Raw genomic sequence first — 23,690 nt, 5'->3', positions numbered from 1 at the left:
ACCGCCTTGCTGGTCAACGCAGCATCGGTCAGCCCGGTTCAGCGGCCCAGAAGACCGTGCGCGGTTGCGACGATGCTGGCTTCGGTCAGGCCGAAATGGTCGTAAAGCACGTCGGCCCGCGCCGAGGCGCCAAAGCCCTGCATGCCGATGAAGCGGTCGGCCGGGCGCAGCCAGCGGTCCCACCCGAAGGACAGCGCGGCCTCGATCGCGATTCGCGGCGCCGTGCCCAGAACCGCTTCGCGATATTCTGGCTCCTGCGCCTCGAACAGCTCCCAGCAGGGCATCGAGACGACGGCCGCGCCGATCCCCTGTCCGGCCAGCGCCCGTTGCGCCCGCATCGCCAGCCCGACCTCGGTGCCGGTGGCGATCAGGGTCAGATCGCGCCGGCAGCCCGGCTCGGACAGGACATAGGCGCCGCGCCGGGTCAGGTTGGCGGCGCCGGGGCTGCGCACCTGCTCGGCGGGTTGCTTCGACAGCGCCAGCAGGCTGGGACCGTCGCGGGTTTCCAGCGCGATGGCCCAGGCCTCGGCGGTCTCGACGGCATCGGCGGGGCGGAACACGCGCATGTTCGGCATGGCGCGGAAGCTGGCGAGGATCTCCACCGGCTGATGCGTGGGCCCGTTCGAGCCCACCCCGATGCTGTCATGGCTGAAGACGAACAGCGCGGGCAGGCCCATCAGCGCGGCCATGCGCATCGCCGGGCGTTCGTAATCGGCAAAGGCAAGATAGGTGACATTGATCGGGCGCAGCCCGCCATGCGCCGCGATCCCGTCCGCCATCGCGCCCATCAGATGCTCGCGCACGCCGCAATGGACATAGCTGCCCGCGCGCTCGGCCGAGGTAAAGGCCGCCCGGCTGCGCTTGTGATCGGTCGGCGCCTCGAGATCGGCGCAGAGCACCAGAGTCTCGGGCAGATGCCCGGCCAGCGCGTCGCAGATCTCGCCCGACGCGGCGATGGTGGGGTGCGGTTCGGCCGTCGCGACCTCCCGCGTCAGTCGCGCCACGATCCCGTCCCAATCCTCGGGCAGCGCGCCCGCCTTCCAGCGGCGGAACGCCGCCGCCTGCGGATGCGTGGCAAGCCGCTCGGTCCAGGCCGCCTGTGCCGCCGCGCCCCGCGTCATCGCCCGCGCCCAGTCGGCCCGAACGGCGGCGGGCACCTCGAAGGGCGGATGGTGCCAACCGCGCGCCACGCGCGCCTCGTCGGCATCGCCGGGGACAAGCGGCGCGGAATGGCCGCCGCGCTTGCCCTGAAGCCGCGGGATGCCGCGCGCGATCACGGTCCGGCACGCTATGATCGAGGGGCGGGGATCGAGCATCGCCATGCGCATCGCCACGTCGATGGCGCCAATGTCATGCCCGTCCACCGCCTGCACATGCCAGCCCGCCGCGCGGAACCGTTCGGGCACATCCTCGCTGATCGACAGGGCGGTATCGCCATCGTCGGTGATGTGGTTGTCGTCCCACAGGAAGGTCAGCTTGCCCAGCCGCAGATGCCCGGCAAGCGAGATCGCCTCTTGCCCGATCCCCTCTTGCAGGCAGCCGTCGCCGACAAAGGCCCAGGTCCGGTGATCGACCAGCCCGGCACCGAATTCGGCGGCCAGCCGCTGCTCGGCCACCGCCATGCCCACCGCGCAGGCAATCCCCTGCCCCAGAAGGCCGGTGGTGATCTCGATGCCCGCCTCCTGCTCGATCTCGGGATGACCGGCGCAGACCGAATAGAGCTTGCGAAAGGATTTCAGCGCATCGACCGTGACATGGTCATAGCCCGCAAGATGCAGCAGCGCGTAAAGCAGCATCGAGCCATGCCCGTTCGACAGCACCACCCGGTCGCGGTCGGGCCAGAGCGGATCCTTGGGGTTGGCCTTGAGATGGCGGGCATAAAGCGTCGCGGCGATCTCGGCCATGCCAAGCGGCACGCCCTGATGCCCCTCGCCCGCATTCAGGATGCTGTCGAGCGCGAGAAAGCGGATCGCATCGGCCATGGCCTGCACATCGGCGCCGGGCCCGTTCGCAGGGATCGGCAACTCGGTGTCAGGGATCATGTGGGCGGGGATCGAGCCGAACATCTGCATCTCCTGCGTTCGCCAGTCCCGCGCGTCACGCGCGATGGCCTGCCTGCGTCTAGCGCAGATCGGTGTCGATTGATGTTAAGTTATTCTAACAAGGTTTTGCGATTTTCGAACAGTTCGGCCGCCGGAACGGCTGTTATCAGACTGGACAACGGTCGATCCGACGACCCCGGGAGGACATCATGAACGCATCGCCCCGCCCGAGCGTGCTGGCCAACATGTCGCTGGAACTGCGCGCCTGGAACATCCGCCGCAAGGCCCTGCTGATGGGCGAGGTGCAGGGCCAGGGCTATGTCGGCCAGGCGCTGGGTGTTGCCGATGTGCTGGCGACCGCCTGGTTCCACGCGATGGATTACCGCGCCGAAGACCCCGAATGGGAAGGGCGCGACCGCTTCTACCTGTCGATCGGGCATTACGCCATCGCGCTTTACGCCGCGCTGATGGAGGCCGGCATCCTGCCCGAGGACGAGCTGGAAACCTATGGCATGGATGACAGCCGGATGCCGATGTCGGGCATGGCCTCCTACACGCCGGGGATGGAAATCACGGGCGGCTCGCTGGGTCACGGGCTGGGCATCGCGGTCGGCGCGGCGCTGGGGCTGAAACGCAAGGGCAACCCCGCCTTCGTCTACAACCTGATGTCGGATGGCGAACTGGGCGAAGGCTCGACCTGGGAGGCGGTGATGTCCGCCAATCAATGGCAGCTCGACAACCTGATCTGCATCGTCGATTTCAACAACCAGCAGGCCGACGGTCCAAGCCGCGAGATGCTGGCCCGGGGCCCCGAGGCGCCGAAATGGGCGGCCTTCGGCTGGCATGCGCAAGAGGTCGACGGCAACGATCTGGCGGCCCTGGTCGCGGCCTTCGACACCGCACGCGCGCTGACGGATCCGAAGCCGCGCGTCATTATCTGCAACACCCGCATGTGCAAGGGCGTCGATTTCCTGGAGGCGCGCGAGATCACCCATTTCGTCCGCGTCGAACCCGACGAATGGGCCAAGGCGCTGGCGAAGCTGGACGAAGGAAAACCGCAATGACCCTTGCCTCGATGGCCCGCAAATACGAACCCCGCAAGGCACCCGCGGCCCGGGTCGCGACCTCGGCGATGATCGCCTCGCTGGCGGCCGAGGGGTATGAGACGGTCGCCGCCCCCTTCGGGCATGCCCTGGTCGAGGCCGCTAAGAAGGATGCGCGCATCGTCGGGCTGTCGGCGGATCTGTCGAAATATACCGACCTGCATGTGTTCGCGAACGCGATGCCGGACCGGTTCTACCAGATGGGCATGGCCGAGCAGCTTTTGATGTCGGCGGCTTCGGGGCTCGCGCGCGAGGGTTTCATCCCCGTCGCCACGACCTATGCGGTCTTTGCCGCGCGCCGGGCCTATGACTTCATCGCAATGGCCATCGCCGAGGAAAACCTGCCGGTCAAGATCGTCTGCGCCCTGCCCGGCCTGACCACGGGCTATGGCCCCAGCCATCAGGCGACCGAGGATCTGGCGATCTTCCGCGGCCTGCCGAACATGGTCATCATCGACCCCTGCGATGCCGATGATGTGGCCGGAATGGTGCCCGAGATGCTGCGCCACGAGGGGCCGGTCTATGCGCGGCTGTTGCGCGGCAAGGTGCCCACGGTGCTGACCCGGCACAAGCCCGACTACCGCTTCAGGCTGGGCAAGGCACAGATGATCCGCGAGGGGCGCGATGCGCTGGTGATATCGTCGGGCATCATGACCATGCGCGCGCTCGATGCCGCCGAGATGCTGGCGGCCGATCAGGTGGATGTGGGCGTGCTGCATGTGCCCACGATCAAGCCGCTCGATGTGCAGACCATCGTGACCGAGGCGCGCAGGAACGGCCGTCTGGTCGTCACCGCGGAAAACCACACCGTCAATGGCGGGCTGGGCGAGGCGGTGGCGCGCGAGCTGATGCTGGCTGGTGCCGCGACGCGGTTCCGCATGATCGGGCTGCCGGACGAATTTCTCGAGGCGGGGGCGCTGCCCACGCTGCACGAGATGTACGGGCTGACGGCCGCCAGGGTCGCCGAACGGATCAAGGGCTGGCTCTGACGCCTGCCCGCACACAACTGCAAGAAAACGGAGGAACGGGGTCCATGGGACTTCTCGACGGCAAGACCGCGATCATCACCGGCGCCGCCAGCCCGCGCGGGCTGGGCAAGGCCACGGCGCTTCTGTTCGCCGAACATGGCTGCCGCGTTGCCATCGTCGATCTGGACGCGGCGCAGGCACAGGCCGCAGCGGCCGACCTGCCCGGCGAGGGCCATATCGGGCTGGCGGGCAATGTCACCGACAAGGCGTCGTGTGAGACGGCAGCGCAGGCCGCGCTGGCGGCCTTTGGCCGGATCGACATCCTCGTGAACAATGCGGGCATCACCCAGCCGCTGAAGCTGATGGACATCCGGCCCGAGAATTACGAGGCGGTGACCGATGTCAGCCTGCGCGGCACGCTCTACATGAGTCAGGCCGTGATCCCCACGATGCGGGCGCAGAAATCGGGCTCGATCGTCAACCTGTCCTCGGTCTCGGCGCAGCGCGGCGGCGGCATCTTCGGCGGCCCGCATTATTCCGCGGCCAAGGCAGGCGTTCTGGGGCTGACCAAGGCGATGGCGCGGGAACTGGCGCCAGATGGCGTCCGCTCGAACGCGATCTGCCCGGGCTTCATCGCAACCGACATCACCCAGGGCAAGCTGACCCCAGAGATGCGCGAACAGGTGCTGGCCGGCATCCCGATGGGACGCGCGGGCGAGGCACGGGACGTTGCGGGCTGTGCGCTGTTCCTGGCCTCGGATCTTTCGGCCTATTGCACCGGCACCGAGGTTGACGTGAACGGCGGTTCGCTGATCCACTGAACGCGGCCGGGACGGGAGGAGACCCATCCCGGTCGTCAGTCCCGATCGCAGGCCCGGCACATGGAGTTCCGAACGCGGCCGCCCCGGGTGGCGGCCCACCAAGGTCTGACAAGGAGGAGAAGACCCATGAAACCCAGAATGCTGGCAGTGCTGGCCGCCACCACGATGATCGCAGGCCCGGCCATGGCCACCGAGGTGATCCTTGCCCATGGCGCGAACCCGGGCAATCCGCGCTATGTCGCGGCCGAGAAATGGGCCGAGATCTTTGCCGATTGCACCGGCGGCGCGCATAGCGTCAATGTCGCGCCGTCCTCGACCATGGGCGACGATACCGAGATGCTGACCTCGGCCTCGGCGGGCGTGATCCAGGTCACCGCCAACAGCCAGGGCGCGATGAGCCAGATCGTGCCCGAGATCGGGCTTCTGGGCCTGCCCTTCCTGTTCGCCGATCTGCCCGCGGCCTGGGCCGTTCTGGACGGCGAGGTGGGCGAGATGCTGGACCAGCGCGCGCAGCGGGCGGGGCTGAAGATCCTGGGCTTCTGGGATAACGGCATCCGCAACGTCACCCATACCGCCAAGCATGTCACCGACCCCGCCGACCTGAGGGGGATGAAGATCCGCACGCCGCCCGACCAGATGACCATCGACATCTTCGAGGCGCTGGGCGCCGCGCCCGCCCCGCTGGCCTGGTCGGAGCTGCCGACCGCGCTGCAATCGGGGGTGTTCGACGGGCAGGAAAACCCGCTGACCAACATCTATTCGGCCAAGCTGCACGAGATCACGCCCTATGTCACGATCACCGGCCACAAATACGAGGCAACGCCCGTGGTCGCCGGGATGATCTGGTGGGCCGGGCTTGATGCGGCGACGCAGGCCTGCGCCTTGCAGGCCACGGCCGAGGCGGGCGCGTTGCAGCGCAGCCTGTCGCTTGAGGCGGACGAGGACTTGCGTCCCAAGATGGAAGCCGAGGGCGCAAGCTTCGCCATCGCCGACCGCGACGCCTATATCGCGGCGACCGCCTCGGTCTATGACAAATACGCCGCCCGCTTCCCCGAACTGGTCGCGGCCCTCAAGCAGGCGGCGGGCCAGTAATGTCCCCCGGGCAACCCGGGGCCCCGCCACGGGAAAAGGGGGGGCGGCAACGCCCCCTTCTGCTGCGCGGTGCGCAGGGGCTGGTCACGATCCTTGAATGGAGCGGCAAGCTGATCGCCGTTGCCACGCTGGGGGTGATGTTCGGGGCCCTTCTGGTCAATGTGGTGCTGCGCTATGCCTTTGGCACCGGCATCCCCTGGGCCTACGAGATTCATGCTGTGCTGCTGCCCTGGCTGGTCGCGGGCGGCATCGTCATCGCCGCGGCGCGCAGCCGCAACATCGCGATCAGCCTTTTGCCCGACCTGACGCCCGCGCGCTATCAGCGCTTTCTGCTGCTGGCGGTGGAAATCGCCATCGTGACGATTGCGGCAAGCGTCCTGTGGTCGAGCCAGCCGATCCTGCGCGCCTCCAGCTTCCAGACGCTGTCGACGCTGGGGATCAAGCAGGTCTGGGGCTATTCCAGCCTGGTCTACGCCTTTGGCGGCATGGTGGTCATCGGCGCGATGAACATCCTCCAGCTTCTGGGCGGCATCGACCGGCCCGGCCCCGACCCCGCCCGCACCAGCCTCAGCTGAAAGGGACGCAGCATGTCCGCCACGATGATCTGGGTCTTTCTTGCGCTTCTGGCGATCTCGGTGCCGGTGGCGCATGCGATGCTGGGCGGGGCGGCCGTGGCGCTTTGGCTGGACGGCAAGCCGATGGCGGTGATCGCGCAGCGGCTTTATTCGCCGACGCAAAGCTTTCCGATGCTGGCGATCCCGTTCTTCATCCTGGCGGGCAACCTGATGATGTCGGGCAAGTTCGGGGTCTATCTGGTCAATATCGCGCGGCTTCTGGTCGGGCACATGAAGGGCGGGCTGGGGCAGGTCTCGATCCTGGGCTCGGTGATGTTCGGGGGGGTCTCGGGCTCGGCGGTGGCGGATGCCTCGGCGCTGGGCAACGCGCTGATCCCGGTGCAGAAGAAAGAGGGCTATCCGGGGGGATTTGCCGCGGCGATCAACTCGGCCTCATCGACCGTCTCGGTGCTGATCCCACCCTCGATCCCGCTGATCCTGTACGGTCTGGTGGCGAATGTCTCGATCGTGAACCTGTTCATCGCGGGCATCCTGCCCGGCGTCCTGCTGGGCGCGGGCATGTTCGTTGCGGTCTGGCTGGTCGCGCGCCGCCGCGATCTGCCACGCTCACCGCTCGCAGGCGGGTTCCGCGCCTTTCGCGGCCAGCTTCTGGTGGCGATCCCGGCGCTTCTGATGCCGGTCTTCGTGATCGGCACGCTGCGTTTCGGTGTCGCCACGCCGACCGAGGTCAGCGTCATGGCGGTGGCCTATGCCCTGCTTGTCAGCGGCCTTGTCTATCGCGATCTCAGCTGGAAAGGCATCTGGGAGGCCGCGGTCAACACCGCGATGATGACCGGCGCGGTGATGTTCATCATCATGGCCTCGTCGACCATCCAGTGGGTGCTGACCGCCGAGCGCGTGCCCCAGGATCTGGCCGCCTGGGTCGCCGCGACGATCACCGAACCATGGCTGGTGATCCTGGCGCTGAACGTGGTGATGCTGGTGGTCGGCGCGTTTCTCGACCTGCCCGCCGCGGTGCTGCTGCTGGGGCCGCTTTTCGTGACCATCGGGCAGGCCATCGGGCTTGATCCGGTGCAACTGGGCCTGATGATGGTGGTCAACCTGTCGATCGGGCTTTACACCCCGCCCGTGGGCACGACGCTGTTCATCTCGGCCGCGATTGCACGGGTCGGGATCGGCGAGGTGGTGAAATCGCTCTTGCCCTTCTATCTGGTGGCGCTGGCGCTGCTGATGGCGATCTCGTTCATCCCGGCGCTGACGATCTACTGACGGCCGGTTCCCGCGTCGATCAGGTCCGGCCCGCTTTCCTCGCGATAGCTGCATCCCAGCCGGTCCAGAAGCGCGCGGGAGCGCACCTCATGCGCCTGCGCCTCGCCGGTGATCCAGGCGGCGAAACGGGTCACGATGCGCCGGTTCAGATGCCGGGGCGGACAGACGAACCAGTAGCCCGGGAACACGATGACCGGAATGGCCGGAGCAAAGGGCACCAGATCGCCGCGTTCCAGTTCGTCAAGGCAAAGCCCCGCACTGTCCAGCGCCACGCCGCCGCCGCTCCGCGCCATCTCGATCGACATCGACGAGCGGTCGAAGCGGAACGGATAGCTCAGGTCGCGCAGCTCGATCCGGTTCGCCGCCAGCCAGATATCCCAGCGATAGAGCGCCTTGACGCTGTCGATCAGCCGGGCCTGGCGCAACTGTTCCACCGGATCGTCCGACAGCGCGCGCAGCCTTTCCAGATAGTCGCGGCTGCACATCGGCATCACGAAATCATGCAGGATGCAGTCCACCGTCAGCCCCGCCCAGGCGCCAAGCCCGTAGCGCAGGTCCAGATCGACCGCCTCGGTCTCGAAGGAACTGAAATCGGGGGTCGCGTCGATGCGGATGTTCCAGTCGGGGTTCGCGGCCGCGAAATCCGCGATCCGCGGCCCCAGCCAGCGCACGCCGAAACTGGGGCTGACCCGGATCGTCAGCGCGCGCATGTCGCGCTGACGGCCGATGGCGCTGCGCGCGTTGCGCAGCGCGCCAAAGGCCTGCGTCGTGGTCTGGAACAGCCGGTCGCCATCCAGCGTCAGCGTCAGCCGCCGTTTCTCGCGCCGGAAAAGGCGCACCCCGAACTGCGTTTCCAGCGCGCGGATCTGCTGGCTGACCGCCGAGGGCGAGACGCCAAGCTCGGCCGCCGCCCTGGTCACGGTGCCCAGCCGCGCGACCGCTTCGAAATACTCGGTGGCCTTGAGGTTGATGTCCCGCATGGACCTAGCCTAGGCGCGGCGGCCGGATTCGGGAACGCCCGATGTCGAGCCATTGTGATTGGACCGCAGCCCCCCTGCCCCGCATCCTGAGCCAATGCGCCCCCTTCGTCCCCTGCTTGCGGCGGCCCTGTGCCTTGTCGCTGCCGCGCCCGCCGGTGCCGGTGACCGCATCGAGGTCGATCTGGAACTGGTGCTGATGGCCGATGTCTCGCGGTCGATGAGCGCGCGCGAACTGGAAATCCAGCGGCGCGGCTATGCGGCCGCGCTGGATTCCGACGCGGTGCATGCGGCGGTGCGCTCGGGGATGCTGGGCCGGATCGCGCTGGCCTATGTCGAATGGGCGGGCAGCCAGAAGGTGGTGATCGACTGGCGGCTGGTGGAAACGCGCGCGGATCTGGCCGCCTTTGCCGAAGAACTCGCCAGCACTATCAGCGCGCCCCTGCAACGGACCTCGATCTCCGAGGCGCTGGTCTTTGGCGCGGCGATGATAGACGGCAACGCCTATGCCGGGTTGCGGCAGGTGATCGACATTTCGGGCGACGGCCCGAACAACGAGGGCCGCCCGGTGACCGAGGCGCGCGACGCGGTGATAGCGCGGGGCATCGTCATCAACGGACTGCCGTTGATGACCCGGGACGGCGTGGGCGCGGCCTGGCATCTTGACGATCTGGACGCCTATTACGCGCATTGCGTGATCGGCGGGCCGGGCGCCTTTGTCCTGCCGGTGCAGGACTGGGCCGATTTCACCGATGCCGTCCGCCGCAAGCTGGTGCGCGAGATCGCGGCGCTGCCGCCGCCCGGGCCGGAACAACTGACCCGGGTGGCGGGCTATGATTGCCTGATCGGCGAACGGATGTGGCAGGACCGGCGCCGCTACTGGGCCGACCCCTGATCGCCCCCGCTCAGGCCGCCACGTCCAGCCCCCTGCCCTTCAACAGCGCCTCGATCCCCGGCAACCGGCCGCGGAACGCCACATACAGCGCGTCCGGCTCGGCCGTGCCGCCGGCCGACAGGATATGCGCCTCCAGCGCGCGGGCGGTTTCGGGGTCGAACGGGTCGCCCGCCTCGTCAAAGGCGGAAAAGGCGTCGGCATCCATCACCTCGGACCACATGTAGGAATAATAACCCGCGGCATAGCCCCCGCCCGAGAAGACATGCGCGAAATGCGGCGTCGCGTGCCGCATCCCGATCGCGCGCGGCATGCCGATGGCCTGCAAGACCTCGGCCTCGCGCTGGATCGGATCGGCGGGTGGCGGGCCTTCGTGGAAATCCAGATCGACCAGCGCCGAGGCGATGAACTCGACGGTCTGGAACCCCATGTCGAATTTCGCCGCCCCCAGCAGGCGGGCCAGCATGTCGGCGGGCATCGGCGCGCCGGTCTCGGCATGGGTGGCAAAGCGTTCCAGCACCTGCGGCACCTCGAGCCAGTGTTCGTAAAGCTGGCTGGGCAGTTCCACGAAATCGCGCGCGACCGAGGTGCCCGACAGGCTTTCATAAGTCACATCGCTCAGCATCTGGTGCAGCGCATGGCCGAATTCGTGGAACAGCGTGCGCGCGTCGTCCCAGGACAGAAGCGCGGGCCGCCCCTCGGCCGGTCTGGCGAAATTGCACACGTTCAGCACATGCGGCCGGATCTCGCCTGCCAGTTTCTGCTGGGCGCGCAACGCCGTGCACCAGGCGCCCGAGCGTTTGCCCGGCCGGGCGAAATAATCGCCAATGAAGACCGCCATGTGACGGCCCGCGCGCGTAACCTCCCAGGCGCGGGCGTCGGGATGGTGCAGCGTCACGTCAAGCGGCACGAAGTCCAGCCCGAACAGCCTATGCGCACAGTCAAAGGCCGCCTCGATCATCCGGTCGAGTTGCAGGAAGGGTTTCAGCGCGGCCTCGTCCAGATCATGCTCGGCCATGCGCCGTTTCTCGGCATAGTAACGCCAGTCCCAGGGCTCCAGCGGCGCGGGGTGGCCATCGGCGGTCAGCATCGCCTCCAGCAGCGCGGCATCGGCCTCGGCCTGCGCCCTGGCCGGGGTCCAGACCGCCATCAGCAGATCGCGCACCGCCTGCGGGGTCTTGGCCATTTCGGTTTCCAGCTTGCCGGCGGCGAAACTGTCGAAACCCAGCAGCGCCGCGCGTTCGGCCCGCAGCGCCAGCGTTTCGGCCACGATGGCACGGTTGTCGGTCGCACCACCGCGCGCGCCGCGCGCCATCCAAGCCCGCCAGGCCCGTTCGCGCAGATCTCGGCGGGGCGAGAATTGCAGGAACGGCACGATCAGCGAGCGCGACAGCGTCACCACCGGCCCCGCGCCATCGCGCTCGGCCCCGGCGGCGCGGACGGCGTCGATCACGAAACCGGGCAGCCCGTCCAGATCGGCTTCGGCCAACGACATCGTCCAGTCGCGTTCGTCGGCCAGAAGGTTTTGGGCAAAGGCGGTGCCAAGCTCGGCCAGCCGCGTGTTGATCGCCCGCAACCGCGCGCGCCCCTCCTCGGCCAGCGCCGCGCCCGCACGAACGAAATCGCGGTGCTTGACCTCAAGCAGGCGCGCCTGTTCGGGGGCCAGATCCAGCGCCGCGCGCCCCTGCCAAAGCGCGTCGATCCGCGCGAACAGGGCGGCGTTCAGCACGACATCGGACGAGAACTCGGCCAGTTTCGGCGAAAAGGCGCGTTGCAGCGCCTCACGCTCGGGCGTGGAATCGACCGAGGCGAACAGGAAGAAGACCCCCAGCATATCGGACAGCGCCCGGCCGGACCGTTCCAGCGCCTCGATGGTATTGACGAAATCGGGCGGCTCGGGATTGGCGGCGATGGCGTCGATTTCGGCCCGCGCCTCGGCCAGCGCAGTCTCGAAGGCGGGCGCGAACTCGGCATCCGTGACGGCGGCGAAATCGGGCAGGTCAAAGGGCGCGGTGCGCGGCGCAAGCAGGGAATTGATCATGGGGCCTCCGTTTGCGGCAAGCTAGCGGGATCGCGGGGCGGTGCAAGCCCCCGCCCCCGCGCAGGGGCTATTCCGCGGCACAGCCGGGCGCGGTCCGGCCCAGCAGAGCGGCCAGCTGGCGGCGCGAAACGGGCTTGAAGCCGATCTCGTCCATGCCTGCGCGGCGGAAGCCTTCGATCTCGTGCGGCATGGCATGCGCGGTCAGCGCGATGATCCGGGCATTGCGCGACCGCCCGCCCAGCCGGATCCGCCGGGTCGCCTCGACCCCGTCGAGCCGGGGCATGCTGACATCCATCAGGATCACGTCATAGGCGGTGGCAAAGGCCATCTCGACGCCCTCGGCCCCATCTGTCGCCTCGGTCACGCAATGGCCCAGCCGCTCCAGCATCGCCCGCGCCACGCGCCGGTTCACGCGATTGTCCTCGACCAGAAGGATGCGCAGGGGCGTGGTGGCCGGGCTGTCGGCCGCGGGGTCGGCCTCGGGCAATGTGACGGGCGCGGCACGGGGGGCAAGCGGCAGGCACAGGGTAAAGACGCTGCCCAGCCCCGGCGTGCTGTCGACCGCGATCTCGCCGCCCAGAAGCCGGACCAGCCGCGCGGTGATCGCCAGCCCCAGCCCGGTACCGCCCGCGCGGCGACCATAGGTCGGATCGGCGGTAAAGAACTCGTCGAAGATGTGCGCACGATCCTCGGGTGAAATCCCAATCCCGGTATCGCGCACCGCGATCGAAACCCTGTCCGTGCCATCGGGCCGCGCGGCCAGAACCGTCACCGTGCCGTCGCAGGTGAATTTCAGCGCATTGCCGATCAGGTTGACAAGGATCTGGCGCAGCCGCCGCGGGTCGCCCGCGACATGGCCCAGCCCCTGCCCGGGATCCAGCACCAGGCGGTTGCCGCCTGAGGCGGCCAGCGAGCCATGCATCGCGACCGTCTCGGCCAGAAGCGCGTCAAGGTCGAAAACCTCGGTCTCGGGCGACGCGCGCCCAGAGTCGAGATGGGCAATGTCCAGAACGTCGTTGACATGGTGCAGCAACAGCCGCCCCGAGGGTTCCATGATCGAAAGAAGGTTCCGCTGGTCGGCATCAAGCGGGGTGTCGCGCATCAGTTCCATCGCGCCCAGCATGCCGTTCAGCGGCGTGCGCATCTCGTGGCTCATCACCGCCAGCAGGTTGGCCTTGGCCTTTTCGCCCGCCAGCGCGTCGTCGCGGGCACGCAGCAATTCGGCCTCGGCGGCCTTGCGCGCCGAGATGTCACGCAGGAAGGACACAAGGATCTTGCCGCTTTCGCTGTCGGCGATGCTGACCGAAATCTCGGCCGGAAACACCTCGCCGGTCTTGCGCCGCGCCTCCATCTCGACGCGGTCCCCGGCGAACAGTTCCAGTTCGCCGGTTTCGCGAAACCGCTCCATCCCGGCTTGCAGAAGTGGGCGGATATGGTCGGGCACGATCATGTCATCCATCCGCCGACCGATCACCTCGTCGCGGCGATAGCCAAAGATCGCCTCGGCCGCCGGGTTGAAATCGAGGATGCGCCCCTCGCCATCGGCGACCACCACCGCGTCAATCGCACTCGACACCGTGGCGCAGAGCCGCGAACTGGTCATTTCCAGCGCCCGCGTCCGCCGCCCCATGTCGCGGTTCAGCCGCGCAAGGATGGCCAGCGAGCCCAGCAGCAGGACCACCAGCCCCGTGGTCACCAGTGCAAGCCGCACGAGCAGATGCACCACCTTTTCGCGTTGGTGATCGGCATCGACCGCCAGCAATTGCACCCCACCCAGCGCCATCGCGCGGAAGGGCGCGCGCAATTCGCCCAGCGACGCGCGCAGCGCGGGCAGCGCGGCGGCCAGCGCCGCGTCCGGCCCGTCGATCAGCGGCTCGGCCGCGGCAAGCGCGCCCCAGACCTGCGCCGCCTCGGGCGCAAGGCCCGCGCGGACGATCATTTCGGCATAGATCGCGCCATTGGTGGCGATATCGGCGCGGTTGTGCAGGATGTCGAAGCGGCGGCGCACCTCGTCCAGCGGCAGCCCGTCCCGCTCGGCCGCCAGAAGCGCGTTTTCGAGGTCGACCAGTTCGACCATGACCGAGGCAAAGGTCCATTGCACATTGTCGGAATGGGCCATGGCCAGCCGGTCGACCCGCCGCATCACGTCAAGCGACAGGAAGGCGGTGATCCCGATCAGCAGCGACAGCATCGCCGCCAGGATCGCGGCCTGCGCGCGCCAGGCTGCAAAGCGCCCGGTCGGGCCGCGGGAAGGGGCCGGGGCGCGCATCCCGCAAGCCTCAGCGCGCCACGTCGATCCGGTCGAGCTGCCAGATGCTGCGCGAATAGATCACGTCCGTACGGTAGGCGGGGCTGTCGTCATAGGGATAGACGATCCAGAGCGGTCCGCGCTTGCGCCGCGGCATCTCGGCGCCGTTTTCCAGATAGGCGATGATCGGCCCGCCCGGCACCGCATCCGATACCGGGATCTCGACCGCGTAATCGTTGATCGCCGTCGCCGTCAGCCGCCCGCCTTCCACACCCAGCCGCGCCAGCAGCGCATCCAGCGGCACGCCGGTCAGGTCCAGTTTGCCCGTGGTCCAGATCGTCGTGGTTCGGATCGTCGTGGCAGGCAGCGCGCGCAGCATGTCCATGTCGAAGACGGCCGCCGCGCCGTCATTGGCCACCGCGATCTCGCCGGTCACGGTCAGCACGACCGGACCGGACGGCGATGGCAGCGGCGCGGGATCGGCCCACAGCGCCGGGGCGCTCAGCGCCAGCGCAACCCAGGCAGCCGGAAAGCAAAGGTTCACGGGTGCGGGCATGGCGTCTTCCTCCGTTCAGGCCGCGACAAGTTGCCCCAGCATACCGACTTTGGCAGAAGGATACGGAACGGGGATAACGACATGGTTAAACCGTTTCCGGCCAAGAAACGCGGACAGGAAAACTAAAATTTTCCGCAGTTCCCGTTTCGCGATCGCGGTCAATGCCGGGTCACAGGGGAGCGAATCACCCCGCCCCCGGCTGCGCGGATCTCAGGCGCCCCTGACGATGCCCTCGTCGAACAGCCGCGCGATCTCGCCCCCGGGCAGGCCCGCGACATCGGCCAGGATTTCCTCGGTATGCTGACCAAGCAGCGGCGCGGGCGCCGGGGGTTCGCGGCCTGCTGCGGAAAACGCGAAGGGCGAGCCCGGCACCGGGTAGCTGCCGATGCCCGGCTGGTCGATCTGGGCAAAGATCGGGTTCGCGGACGAGAAATCGGGGTCTTCGTCAAGCGCGCGGGCAAAGCTGCGGAACAACGACCAGGTAACGCCCGCCTTGTCGAATGCCGCGCCGAATTCGGCCACGCGGTTCGCGGCGAACCAGGGTGCCAGGATCGCCGTGATCCGTGCCCGGTGCAGCCAGCGCGCACCCTCGTCGGCAAGGCTGGTGCCCAGTTCCGCCTCAAGCGCGGCGATTGCCGCGCCGGTGTTCGTCACCTCGACCAGCCCGCGCCACTGCCGGTCGGTCAGCCCGATCACCATGACCCGCTCGCCATCGGCGCAGACGAAATCCTGCCCATAGGCGCCGTAAAGCGCATTGCCGTTCTTGGGCCGGTCGACACCGTTCACCGCCACCTCGCCGATGATGCCGAGATTGCCCAGCATCGCCGCGGCGACATCCTTCAGCGCGATCTCGACCGACTGGCCCTGCCCGGTGCGCAGCCTGTGGCGTTCGGCGGCCAGCAGACCCGTGACCGCCATGTTGCCCGCGATGCAATCCCAGGCGGGCAGCACATGGGCGACGGGATCGGCGCTGCCCTCGGGGCCGGTCGCGTCGGGAAAGCCCACCGCGGGGTTGACCGTGTAATCGACCGCCGGGCGGCCATGCCGGTCGCCCAGCAGCGTGACCATGACCAGATCGGGACGATGGGTCGAGAGCGTCTCGTGATCCATCCAGCCGCGCACACGCAGATTGGTCAGGAACAGCCCCGCATCGGGCCCCGGCGCGCAGATGATCTGGGTGATCAGTTCGCGCCCGCGCGGATGCTTCATGTCGATCGCGATCGAACGCTTGCCCTTGTTCAGCCCTGCCCAGAACAGGCTTTGCCCGTCCTTCGTGACCGGCCAGCGGTGATGGTCAAGCCCGCCCTCCAGCCGGTCGAAGCGGATCACGTCCGCGCCCATCTGCGCCAGCGTCATCCCCGCCAGCGGAATCGCCACGAAGGCCGAGCCCTCGACCACGCGCATGCCCTTGAGAACACCCATCACGCTACCTCCAGCCGGGCCTGAAGACATTGATGCCCCGAAGGCGTGCCGGTGCACAACTCCAGCGCGCCATCCTCGGTGCGGGTGCCGATCAGGCGCATGTCCTCGTCGGCGAACATCGGATGCACCCCGCGAAAGCGGAAGGTGCGCGGCGCACCGCCGACATGGCGCAGCCCTGCCTCCATCACCAGGCTGGCCTGCATGGGTCCATGCACGACAAGGGCGGGATATTTCTCGACCTCTCTTGCATAGGGCAGGTCGTAATGGATGCGGTGGGCGTTGTAGGTGGCGGCCGAATAACGGAACAGCCGCGCCTCGTTCACCACCACGCGCTCGTCGAAACCGGGCGCCTCGGGCGGGGGCAGTTTCCTGGGGGGCGTGAATTTCTCGGGGATGTCGAGATAGACGATATCCTGTTCTTCCTCGATCAGCCCGCCCGCCGCGCCCGTTATCCGGTGGCCGACGCGCACGAAGACCATCGGCCCGGTCGCGCCCTGCTTTTCGTCCACCGCCAGAATCTCCGAACGCTTGTGCAATTCCTCGCCGATGCTGAACCCGCCCTCGAAGCGCAGCCGCCCGCCGGCCCACATCCGCCGCGCATAGGGCAAGGGCGGCAGGAAGCCCCCCAGCCGCGGGTGGCCGTCGGTGCCGAGTTCCGCAATCGGCACGAATTCGGGAAACGCCGCCCAGTGCCAGAGCGGCGGCATCGGGGCACCGGGGGCGATATCGGGCAAGGGCGCCGCGTCATGGCCCAGCGCACCGGCAAGCATCCCGGCCAGATCCGCCGTCAGGCAACCCGTCCGCGTCTCGGTCCGCCCGATCCAGTCCTGTTGCCTTGCCTCGGCCATCGTCATCCGCACTGTCCCCTGTCTGTCCCTGTCCCCCGCTCCGCGCGTCTGTACGCCGGGGCGTGACGCGATGATATGGAAACGGGCCGCCCCTGATCAAGCGAGCGGAGGTGAGGCCAATGCGCCCGATGCCCCTTCAGGTCAAGGGGCCGCGGATCACGGGGCCGTCAACCGAATCCCGGCTTGCCAGAAACCGGGGACAGGGCGCAGGATGCGGATGCAACCCACAAGAGAGGGAGCCGCCCGATGCCTACCGCCCTTGGCAAGCTTCGCGGACGCGATCCGCATTATGCGGAAGCCCTGGAACGGGCGCGCGACGTGCTGGATCATTTCGCCCCGCCCGCCACCGCCGGGGCCGAGGCGGGCGATGAGGGTTTCGTGACCTTCGAACTGGACGCCGCGATGGCCGATCTGGACAGCGGCGCCGAGGAAAGCGCCTTTGCCACGCGCGGCGGTGCGGCGGTCGAGGCGATCGTGCGCAGCACGCTGCGGCCATCCTTCTACATCTCGCGCGACCGGGTGCTCAGCGCGCGCGAAGGGCTGTCGGATATCGCGCGGCAATTGATGGAGGGGATGGATCTCGATTTCGACGACCGCGACCTGTTCGAGGCGCAGCGCAAGCTGGTCGAGACCCGCGCGCTGGCGGCGGGGCGGCTGAACCTGTTCAACGGCTTTCGCGAATATGCAGGCACCGGCTGGCTGGTCGACGACGGCATCGCGGTGACGAACCGCCATGTCGCGCAATTGTTCGCGCGGCGCTGGATGGGCGAGGACTGGGATTTCCAGGAGGGCCAGTTCGACCGCAGGATCGAGGTGCGGCTGAACCCGCTGGAACAGATCGACACGCCCGAGGATCCGACGCGCGCGGCCTTCGTGACCGGCATCCTGTGGGTTGCGGGCTCGGGCGAGCCCGACATGGCCTTGCTGAAGGTCCACGCGCCCGGCGCCGAGCCGGTGCCGCTGGCCGCGGATCTGCCCGATCCCGAGACGCCGGTATCGGTGATCGGCTATCCCGAACGCGACCCGCGCGACAATCCCCAGCATCTGATCGTGTCCTTCTTCGGCGACCGCTTCGGGGTCAAGCGCTGCGCGCCGGGCCGGGTGATGCGGGCCGATGCCTGGATGCTGGAACATGACGCCTCGACGCTGGGGGGCAATTCGGGCTCGGTCGTGATCGCGACCGAAACCGGTCAGGCGGTGGGGCTGCATTTTGCCGGCGCCGCCCAGGAACGCAATGTCGCCGTGCCCGCCGGAACCGTCGCGGCCGCGCTGCGGCGGCTGAAATCACAGCTTGCGGTGCCCGCGCTGGGCGGCGCGGCGACCGATGCCGAGATCGAGACCAGCCGCGCGGATTTCGCCGACCGCGAGGGGTTCGACCGCGCGTTTCTGGGGGTCGAGACCGCCCTGCCCGAGTTCGGCGCCTGGCAGGACGACCTTGCCCCGGTCGCGGGCGGCGGCAACGAATTGCGCTATGTGCATTTCTCGGTCTGGCAAAGCGCCTCGCGCAGGCTGCCGCTGCTGACGGCGGTCAATATCGACGGCGCCCGTTTGCGGCGCGTGCCGCGGCGGGGCACCTGGCGGCTGGACGGGCGGCTTGACCGGGCGCATCAGGCGGGCAACGAGCTTTACCGATCGAACCCGCTGGACAAGGGCCATATGGTGCGGCGGCTGGATCCGTGCTGGGCCGAGGACATCAATGACGAGGCGACGATCCTCAAGGCGCAGGCCGACACCTTCCACTACACCAATTCCGCCCCGCAGCATGAACAGTTGAACCAGCGCGACTGGGTGGGGCTGGAGGATTACATCCTCGATGCATCCGAGGAATATGCGTTCAAGGTCAGCGTGCTGACCGGCCCGGTCTTTCGCGCCGATGACCGGCGGCTCAGGAACCAGCCCGGCGCCGAGGATATCGCCATCCCGCGCGAGTTCTGGAAACTCGCGGTGATGCGGCGGCAAAGCGACGGCGTGCTGTCGGCCACGGGCTATGTGCTGAGCCATGGCGAGATCATCAAGGGCCTGACCGAGGCCGAATTCGTGCTGGGCGCCTATGAAACCTATCAGGTGCCGCTGGCGCTGATCGAAGGGGCCACGGGGCTGGATTTCGGGACGCTCAAACAGGCCGATCCGCTGCATGTCGCCGACATGCACGAGGCCGCGTTCGGCCGTCAGGTTCTGCGCGTGCGCGGTCCGGGCGATCTGACGCTGGCGGCTACGCCTCGCTGACGGCGAAACGGACATCGTTCTCGGCCTGCGCGCCGCTGGCAAAGCGCAGCAGGAACAGGCCCGGTTCGTCGATGGCAGGCAGATGCACCGTCAGCCGGTTGATCCCCGGCCCGTCATAGGCAAGCGCCGTCTCGCGGAAGCCGCGCGCAATGATCTGGCCCTCGTCATCCACCTGGTCGAGGATGAACCGCCCCTCGATCTGGGTCGCGGTGGCCTGATCGGCCTCGCCCGCGGGCGGAATGATCGACAGCGTGACCTCGATCGGTTCGCCGACCTGCTGCACCGGCTGGTCGATGCTGAGCGCGACGGTCATATGCGCCGCCTCGCCGCCCACCAGTTCCACCGGCGGACCGGCATCGGCCCCGAACAGCCGGAAGAAGACCCGCTTGAACGGCAAACCCTCGAACACGGTGGAATGTTCGTTCACCACCAGTTGCCGCTGTCCGATCCGCGGCAGCGCACTGTAGATCGGCACCGTGCCGTCACCGCCATCGGGCGTCCTGGTCATCACCGTCCGCGCGTGATCGGCCTGCGCCGCCGCGCCCAGCGCCACATTGACCCGCGTCACCGTCTTGTGACCCACACCCGCGAAATAGAAGTAGCGCACATGGCCGGGCTGGTTGCCCTGCCCCAGCACGTCATGCACCGCCCGCGCGCGGTCAACCAGCGCGGGCACCATGCCCAGCCGGGGCGCCATTGCCGGATCATAGGGGTCGAGCGCGGCCAGATCGGAACTGGCCAGATCCCAGATCGCCTGTTCGCCCGGCGCGGGGATCAACTGGTAGCCCGACGGATATTTCGGGTTCGCGGCCAGCCTGGCGAAATCGCTGCCCTTGATCCCAAGCGTGCTGTCCACCCCGAAGATGCGCGCCAGCGCCAGCGGCGCCCCCAGATGCGGCGAGGCCAGCGCGACGAACAGGTTGATCCGGGCGAACCAGGGTTCGGCATCGAAGCGCCCCGATTCCAGCAGCAGACGGCACAGAAGCCCGCCCATCGAATGGCCGACCAGCGCGATTTCCTCGGCACCCTCGTCATGCAGCGCCTTCAGCCGGTCGGCCAGGACATCGACCGTCTCGAACAGGTCGCGCCGCCAGTCATAGGGAAAATCGACATAGCGTTTCTGCGCCCCGCCCGGCACATAGCCCGCCCCTGCCAGCAGGTCGCGCAGCGTGGAATAGAACCGGAAACTGAGCACGTTATAGATCAGTTCCGTGGGCCGGACGGCATCATCCTGCAACTTGTCGATGCGCTTGTAGCCGAACTTGGTTTCCAGCGGCGTCGGCGGCCAGACCTCCTCGGCGCCAAGGGCAAGCCGCGTGGCCATGATGCCGGGAACGAGAAAGGCGATCTTCATGGGCTATACCTCCGGTCACGGTGCTCCCCGGCCGAAGGCGCCGCTTCCTGGCATGGCCAGCAGGCTGGGCCGGCGGTCGGAACGGGTACAGGGCACTCGTGACCAATCGGGCGCAACGCGCGCCGACGGGCCGAGTATGGGCCAAGCCCGCCATTCGTGCAACGATCAGGCCGGGCCACGGCGGGCGATTGCGCCGGGGACCGCGCCCATGCGCGGCCCGCTCAGAGCGTTGCGTTGACCGCCCCGCCATCGAGCAGGATGTTCTGCCCCACGATGAACCCCGCCTGCTGCGAGCACAGAAAGGCGCAGGCCGCACCGAACTCGGCCGCGGTGCCGTAGCGGCGGGCAGGGATCGTGGCGGCCCGCCGGGCGCGGGCCTCGTCCAGCGTGATGCCCTCGGCCTCGGCCACTGTACGATCCAGCGCGTCGGCCCGGTCGGTGGCGTGGATGCCGGGCAGGAGGTTGTTGATCGTCACGCCATGCGGGGCGACCTGGCGCGCGGTGCCCGCGACATAGCCCGTCAGCCCCGCCCGCGCCGCGTTCGACAGCCCCAGCACCGGGATCGGCGCCTTGACCGACTGACTGGTGATGTTCACCACCCGGCCCCAGCCGCGCGCCATCATGCCGGGCAGCAGCGCCTTCATCAGCGCGATGGGCGTCAGCATATTGGCATCGAGCGCGGCGATGAAATCCGCTCGCTCCCAGTCGGTCCACATCCCCGGCGGCGGACCGCCCGCGTTCGTCACAAGTATGTCGACCTCGCCTGCCGCGGCAAGCACCCGCGCGCGGCCCTCCCCGGTGGTGATGTCGGCCGCAACCTCGGTCACCGTCACGCCGTGGGCTGCGCGGATCCCGGCCGCAGCGGCCGCCAGCGCAGCCACGCCGCGGGCGTTCAACACCAGATCGACCCCCGCCGCGGCCAGTGCCTCGGCGCAACCCTGGCCGAGCCCCTTCGAGGCGGCGCAGACCAGTGCGCGCTTGCCGGAAATCCCCAGATCCATGACGACTCCTTTCTTCGGACGCTTTTCGTTCCGCCTGAAGGGCCCATCCGACGCCGGGGCTGGACCCAAGAAATTCCTTGATTTCATTTGAAAAATTCTTTCAGGAATCTTGCGCGCGACGTCTCAGGACGTCAGCGCGCCAAGCAGCGGGGTCCATTGCGCGCGCATCGGCGCATAGACCCGTTGCGGCCGGTCGAACACCGTCAGCCCCAGCTCGGCCAGGTCGCCATAGGCCACCCGTTCCGAGATTTCCGCCACCGGCGCCTGCCCGATCTGCCCGGCAAAGGCGGCCAGCCGCGCGGCGTCGCGTCCGCGCGGGCGCACCCGGTTGGCCACCAGCTCGACCCCCGCCTTGCCCTTGCGGATGCGCTTGATCCCCGCGATCTCCTTCAGAAAGCGCCGCGTCGCATCGGCATCGAAGAACGAGGGCAGGACCGGCACCACCACCGCCCGCGCCTCGGCGACAAGGGCGGCGGCGTCATCCTCGTAGATCGAGCCGGGCGCATCCACGATCACCCAATCCGCCCCCTTGGTGCCGCTGCCCAGCGCCCCCGCCCCGGTCCAGTCGAGCGCCCGGATCGGCGCGGCACCGGCTGGCCGACGCCTGAGCCAGCGGAGGGCCGATTTCTGCGGATCGGCATCGGCCAGCGCCACCTGCCAGCCGCCATCGGCCAGCGCCGCGGCCAGTGTCACCGCGATCGTGGTCTTGCCGCAACCGCCCTTGCGATTGGCGATCAGAACCGTCTTCATGCTGTCCCCCTCCACCGCGCAGGACCAGCATACTGCCTGCGCCTTGCGCCGCAATCGCCGTGCTGCGGGTGTCCTTGACAGTGAGGGCCGCGCCGCCCGATCCTTGACCCGTGCCAGACCGGGGATCCCCATGCCGCAGACCTTTCTTGTCGCCACCGATCTCAGCCCCCGCGCCGACCGCGCGGTGCAGCGGGCGTTCCGGCTGGCGGGCTGGGTCGGGGCCGATCTGGTGCTGGTCTCGGTGATCGACGCCGATCTGCCCGCCGAGATCGCGGGCCAGATGAGTTCCGCGGCCGAGTTGCGGCTGGCCCAGTTCGCCGCCTCGATCCCCCATTCGGGCGAGGTGACCCACGACACCCGCGTCGTCCTTGGCGATCCGACCGAAGCGATCCCGGCGCTGGCGGCCGAGCTTGACGCGGCGCTGGTGATCCTGGGGCTGCACCGGCCGCGCGCCTTTCTCGACATGCTGCGCGAAACCACAATGGAACGGATCGTGCGCCATTCGCCCCGCCCCGTGCTCCTGGTGCGCGATCCGGTCGATCATGCCTATGCAACGGTGCTGGCCGCGCTGGATTTCGCGCCCGCCTCGGACGCGGCGCTGGCGCTTGCGGCGCAGTTGGCCCCCGAGGCCGATATTCACGGCCTGCACGCGCTGCATGTCCCCTATCGCGGCTTCCTGGCGCCCGAGCCTGCACCAGGCACGCCCTCGCCCCTGCGCGCCGATGCCGAGGCGCGGCTGGCGGGTTGGCGCGACAGACACGCCCTGCCCGCGAACCTGCGCAGCGTCGAGATCGTCGAAGGCCCCGCCCACCGGGTGCTGGCCGAGCGGATCGCCGCCCTCGATCCCGATCTGATCGCGCTGGGGGCCCATGGCCGGGCGGGTGCGGCCCCCTCGATCCTGGGAAGTCTTGCCAACGACATGATGCGCGACCCGCCCTGCGACCTGCTGATCGCGCGCTGAGCATGGGCATTGCCGCATGGCGTGATCGGCAACATCCCGCCGCCCGAGGCCCGCAAGCGCCACGCCCGGTCCGATCTGCGTCGCACGGTGGCGAATCCCCTTGCAAATCTGCGGGAGACAGGCGATAAAGCGCCGGCGACGTTACGACTTTCGACCACTGTCTACCTTCACTGGCTGCAGTTTCTCGATCGACCACTGACTGCGCCGACCCGCTGCAATGGTGCGAGCGGTTTGACTGAAGGAGACGACGGATGGCCACTGGCACCGTGAAATGGTTCAACGAAACCAAAGGCTACGGCTTCATCGCCCCCGATGGCGGCAAGAAGGACGTGTTCGTCCACATCACCGCCTTGGAGCGTGCCGGCCTGCGTACGCTGGCTGACAACCAGAAAGTGACGTTCGACATCGAATCCGGCCGTGACGGCCGCGAAAGCGCGACGAACATCTCGCTGGCCTGATCGCCAACGCATTGAGAATTCAGCAAAAGGGCGCCCATTACGGGCGCCCTTTTCGCATGGCGCGCGCAGCCCGCGTTGACCGGAAA

General features: G+C 68.3%; 20 protein-coding genes. 10 read left to right on the top strand and 10 right to left on the bottom strand.

What is annotated here, in order from left to right; translation table 11 throughout:
* Positions 1–38: 38 nt before the first annotated feature.
* The gene (locus GH815_RS01030; protein WP_343030597.1) at positions 39–2,066 is read right to left on the bottom strand and encodes a transketolase family protein; all 2,028 of its coding nucleotides are present in this window, start codon (positions 2,064–2,066) and stop codon (positions 39–41) included.
* Positions 2,067–2,251: 185 nt separating this feature from the next.
* Here GH815_RS01030 and GH815_RS01025 point away from each other — a divergent pair, with 185 nt between their 5' ends.
* The 6 genes from GH815_RS01025 (at position 2,252) to GH815_RS01000 (ending at position 7,870) form a co-directional block, all read left to right on the top strand.
* Positions 2,252–3,106 (top strand): transketolase, encoded by an 855-nt coding sequence (locus GH815_RS01025; protein ID WP_153746870.1) that lies wholly within the window; start codon positions 2,252–2,254, stop codon positions 3,104–3,106.
* Complete coding sequence (locus GH815_RS01020; RefSeq protein ID WP_153746869.1) at positions 3,103–4,134, top strand: transketolase family protein; 1,032 nt, start codon at positions 3,103–3,105, stop codon at positions 4,132–4,134. Before GH815_RS01025 ends, GH815_RS01020 begins: the two co-directional genes overlap by 4 nt.
* A 44-nt stretch (positions 4,135–4,178) precedes the next feature.
* Complete coding sequence (locus GH815_RS01015; protein ID WP_153746868.1) at positions 4,179–4,934, top strand: SDR family NAD(P)-dependent oxidoreductase; 756 nt, start codon at positions 4,179–4,181, stop codon at positions 4,932–4,934.
* A gap of 126 nt (positions 4,935–5,060) precedes the next feature.
* Positions 5,061–6,026 carry a TRAP transporter substrate-binding protein gene (locus GH815_RS01010; RefSeq protein ID WP_153746867.1) on the top strand — a complete coding sequence of 322 codons (966 nt, stop codon included), beginning with the start codon at positions 5,061–5,063 and terminating at the stop codon, positions 6,024–6,026.
* The gene (locus tag GH815_RS01005; protein ID WP_153746866.1) at positions 6,026–6,601 is read left to right on the top strand and encodes a TRAP transporter small permease; all 576 of its coding nucleotides are present in this window, start codon (positions 6,026–6,028) and stop codon (positions 6,599–6,601) included. The genes GH815_RS01010 and GH815_RS01005 overlap by 1 nt, the downstream gene beginning before the upstream one ends.
* 12 nt (positions 6,602–6,613) lie before the next feature.
* On the top strand, positions 6,614–7,870 hold the full coding sequence (locus tag GH815_RS01000; RefSeq protein WP_153746865.1) for a TRAP transporter large permease: 1,257 nt from the start codon (positions 6,614–6,616) through the stop codon (positions 7,868–7,870).
* Here GH815_RS01000 and GH815_RS00995 read toward each other — a convergent pair.
* A complete protein-coding gene (locus GH815_RS00995) occupies positions 7,864–8,850 on the bottom strand; it encodes a LysR family transcriptional regulator (protein WP_153746864.1) in 987 nt (328 codons plus the stop codon). The genes GH815_RS01000 and GH815_RS00995 overlap by 7 nt on opposite strands.
* A gap of 94 nt (positions 8,851–8,944) precedes the next feature.
* Here GH815_RS00995 and GH815_RS00990 point away from each other — a divergent pair, with 94 nt between their 5' ends.
* The gene (locus GH815_RS00990) at positions 8,945–9,742 is read left to right on the top strand and encodes a DUF1194 domain-containing protein (RefSeq protein WP_153746863.1); all 798 of its coding nucleotides are present in this window, start codon (positions 8,945–8,947) and stop codon (positions 9,740–9,742) included.
* Positions 9,743–9,752: 10 nt separating this feature from the next.
* Here the strand turns inward: GH815_RS00990 and GH815_RS00985 are convergent, their stop codons facing one another.
* The 5 genes from GH815_RS00985 to GH815_RS00965 form a co-directional block, all read right to left on the bottom strand.
* A complete protein-coding gene (locus tag GH815_RS00985; protein ID WP_153746862.1) occupies positions 9,753–11,780 on the bottom strand; it encodes a M3 family metallopeptidase in 2,028 nt (675 codons plus the stop codon).
* A 67-nt stretch (positions 11,781–11,847) separates the two neighbouring features.
* A complete protein-coding gene (locus GH815_RS00980) occupies positions 11,848–14,049 on the bottom strand; it encodes a hybrid sensor histidine kinase/response regulator (RefSeq protein ID WP_153746861.1) in 2,202 nt (733 codons plus the stop codon).
* A 10-nt stretch (positions 14,050–14,059) separates the two neighbouring features.
* Positions 14,060–14,584: an oxidoreductase gene (locus GH815_RS00975; RefSeq protein WP_153746860.1), complete on the bottom strand. Its 525-nt coding sequence runs from the start codon at positions 14,582–14,584 to the stop codon at positions 14,060–14,062.
* Between the two features lie 210 nt (positions 14,585–14,794).
* Entirely contained in the window at positions 14,795–16,009 is a 1,215-nt protein-coding gene (locus GH815_RS00970; protein WP_343030596.1) for a CoA transferase, read from the bottom strand.
* Complete coding sequence (locus tag GH815_RS00965) at positions 16,006–16,860, bottom strand: FAS1-like dehydratase domain-containing protein (protein ID WP_246176242.1); 855 nt, start codon at positions 16,858–16,860, stop codon at positions 16,006–16,008. Before GH815_RS00965 ends, GH815_RS00970 begins: the two co-directional genes overlap by 4 nt.
* Positions 16,861–17,100: 240 nt before the next feature.
* On the opposite strand from GH815_RS00965, the gene GH815_RS00960 reads away from it, so the two are divergent.
* Complete coding sequence (locus tag GH815_RS00960) at positions 17,101–19,080, top strand: DNA/RNA non-specific endonuclease (protein ID WP_153746858.1); 1,980 nt, start codon at positions 17,101–17,103, stop codon at positions 19,078–19,080.
* On the opposite strand, the gene GH815_RS00955 is transcribed toward GH815_RS00960, so the two are convergent.
* The 3 genes from GH815_RS00955 to GH815_RS00945 form a co-directional block, all read right to left on the bottom strand.
* Entirely contained in the window at positions 19,067–20,434 is a 1,368-nt protein-coding gene (locus tag GH815_RS00955; protein WP_153746857.1) for a lipase/acyltransferase domain-containing protein, read from the bottom strand. The two genes, GH815_RS00960 and GH815_RS00955, sit on opposite strands and share 14 nt — an antisense overlap.
* 221 nt (positions 20,435–20,655) lie before the next feature.
* A complete protein-coding gene (locus tag GH815_RS00950; RefSeq protein WP_153746856.1) occupies positions 20,656–21,435 on the bottom strand; it encodes an SDR family oxidoreductase in 780 nt (259 codons plus the stop codon).
* Between the two features lie 123 nt (positions 21,436–21,558).
* Positions 21,559–22,185: a ParA family protein gene (locus GH815_RS00945; protein WP_153746855.1), complete on the bottom strand. Its 627-nt coding sequence runs from the start codon at positions 22,183–22,185 to the stop codon at positions 21,559–21,561.
* Positions 22,186–22,315: 130 nt separating this feature from the next.
* Here GH815_RS00945 and GH815_RS00940 point away from each other — a divergent pair, with 130 nt between their 5' ends.
* Complete coding sequence (locus tag GH815_RS00940; RefSeq protein WP_170290268.1) at positions 22,316–23,146, top strand: universal stress protein; 831 nt, start codon at positions 22,316–22,318, stop codon at positions 23,144–23,146.
* Positions 23,147–23,397: 251 nt separating this feature from the next.
* Positions 23,398–23,604 carry a cold-shock protein gene (locus GH815_RS00935; RefSeq protein ID WP_132693150.1) on the top strand — a complete coding sequence of 69 codons (207 nt, stop codon included), beginning with the start codon at positions 23,398–23,400 and terminating at the stop codon, positions 23,602–23,604.
* Positions 23,605–23,690: the final 86 nt, after the last annotated feature.

The sequence above is a fragment of the Rhodovulum strictum genome (assembly GCF_009649175.1).
Taxonomy (GTDB): Bacteria; Pseudomonadota; Alphaproteobacteria; order Rhodobacterales; family Rhodobacteraceae; genus Rhodovulum; species Rhodovulum strictum.
The sequence above is the reverse complement of the archived record's forward strand: the minus strand, read 5'-3'. Positions and strand labels throughout refer to the sequence as shown.

Excerpts from the sequence above, each read along its gene's own strand:
- GH815_RS01015 (WP_153746868.1), top strand. The coding sequence starts at position 4,179 with ATGGGACTTCTCGACGGCAAGACCGCGATCATCACCGGCGCCGCCAGC.
- GH815_RS00995 (WP_153746864.1), bottom strand. The coding sequence starts at position 8,850 with ATGCGGGACATCAACCTCAAGGCCACCGAGTATTTCGAAGCGGTCGCG.
- GH815_RS00965 (WP_246176242.1), bottom strand. The coding sequence starts at position 16,860 with ATGACGATGGCCGAGGCAAGGCAACAGGACTGGATCGGGCGGACCGAG.
- GH815_RS01005 (WP_153746866.1), top strand. The coding sequence starts at position 6,026 with ATGTCCCCCGGGCAACCCGGGGCCCCGCCACGGGAAAAGGGGGGGCGG.
- GH815_RS00950 (WP_153746856.1), bottom strand. The coding sequence starts at position 21,435 with ATGGATCTGGGGATTTCCGGCAAGCGCGCACTGGTCTGCGCCGCCTCG.
- GH815_RS01025 (WP_153746870.1), top strand. The coding sequence starts at position 2,252 with ATGAACGCATCGCCCCGCCCGAGCGTGCTGGCCAACATGTCGCTGGAA.
- GH815_RS00980 (WP_153746861.1), bottom strand. The coding sequence starts at position 14,049 with ATGCGCGCCCCGGCCCCTTCCCGCGGCCCGACCGGGCGCTTTGCAGCC.
- GH815_RS00955 (WP_153746857.1), bottom strand. The coding sequence starts at position 20,434 with ATGAAGATCGCCTTTCTCGTTCCCGGCATCATGGCCACGCGGCTTGCC.
- GH815_RS00940 (WP_170290268.1), top strand. The coding sequence starts at position 22,316 with ATGCCGCAGACCTTTCTTGTCGCCACCGATCTCAGCCCCCGCGCCGAC.
- GH815_RS00985 (WP_153746862.1), bottom strand. The coding sequence starts at position 11,780 with ATGATCAATTCCCTGCTTGCGCCGCGCACCGCGCCCTTTGACCTGCCC.
- GH815_RS00975 (WP_153746860.1), bottom strand. The coding sequence starts at position 14,584 with ATGCCCGCACCCGTGAACCTTTGCTTTCCGGCTGCCTGGGTTGCGCTG.
- GH815_RS00960 (WP_153746858.1), top strand. The coding sequence starts at position 17,101 with ATGCCTACCGCCCTTGGCAAGCTTCGCGGACGCGATCCGCATTATGCG.
- GH815_RS00935 (WP_132693150.1), top strand. The coding sequence starts at position 23,398 with ATGGCCACTGGCACCGTGAAATGGTTCAACGAAACCAAAGGCTACGGC.
- GH815_RS01020 (WP_153746869.1), top strand. The coding sequence starts at position 3,103 with ATGACCCTTGCCTCGATGGCCCGCAAATACGAACCCCGCAAGGCACCC.
- GH815_RS00990 (WP_153746863.1), top strand. The coding sequence starts at position 8,945 with ATGCGCCCCCTTCGTCCCCTGCTTGCGGCGGCCCTGTGCCTTGTCGCT.
- GH815_RS01000 (WP_153746865.1), top strand. The coding sequence starts at position 6,614 with ATGTCCGCCACGATGATCTGGGTCTTTCTTGCGCTTCTGGCGATCTCG.
- GH815_RS01030 (WP_343030597.1), bottom strand. The coding sequence starts at position 2,066 with ATGTTCGGCTCGATCCCCGCCCACATGATCCCTGACACCGAGTTGCCG.
- GH815_RS00945 (WP_153746855.1), bottom strand. The coding sequence starts at position 22,185 with ATGAAGACGGTTCTGATCGCCAATCGCAAGGGCGGTTGCGGCAAGACC.
- GH815_RS01010 (WP_153746867.1), top strand. The coding sequence starts at position 5,061 with ATGAAACCCAGAATGCTGGCAGTGCTGGCCGCCACCACGATGATCGCA.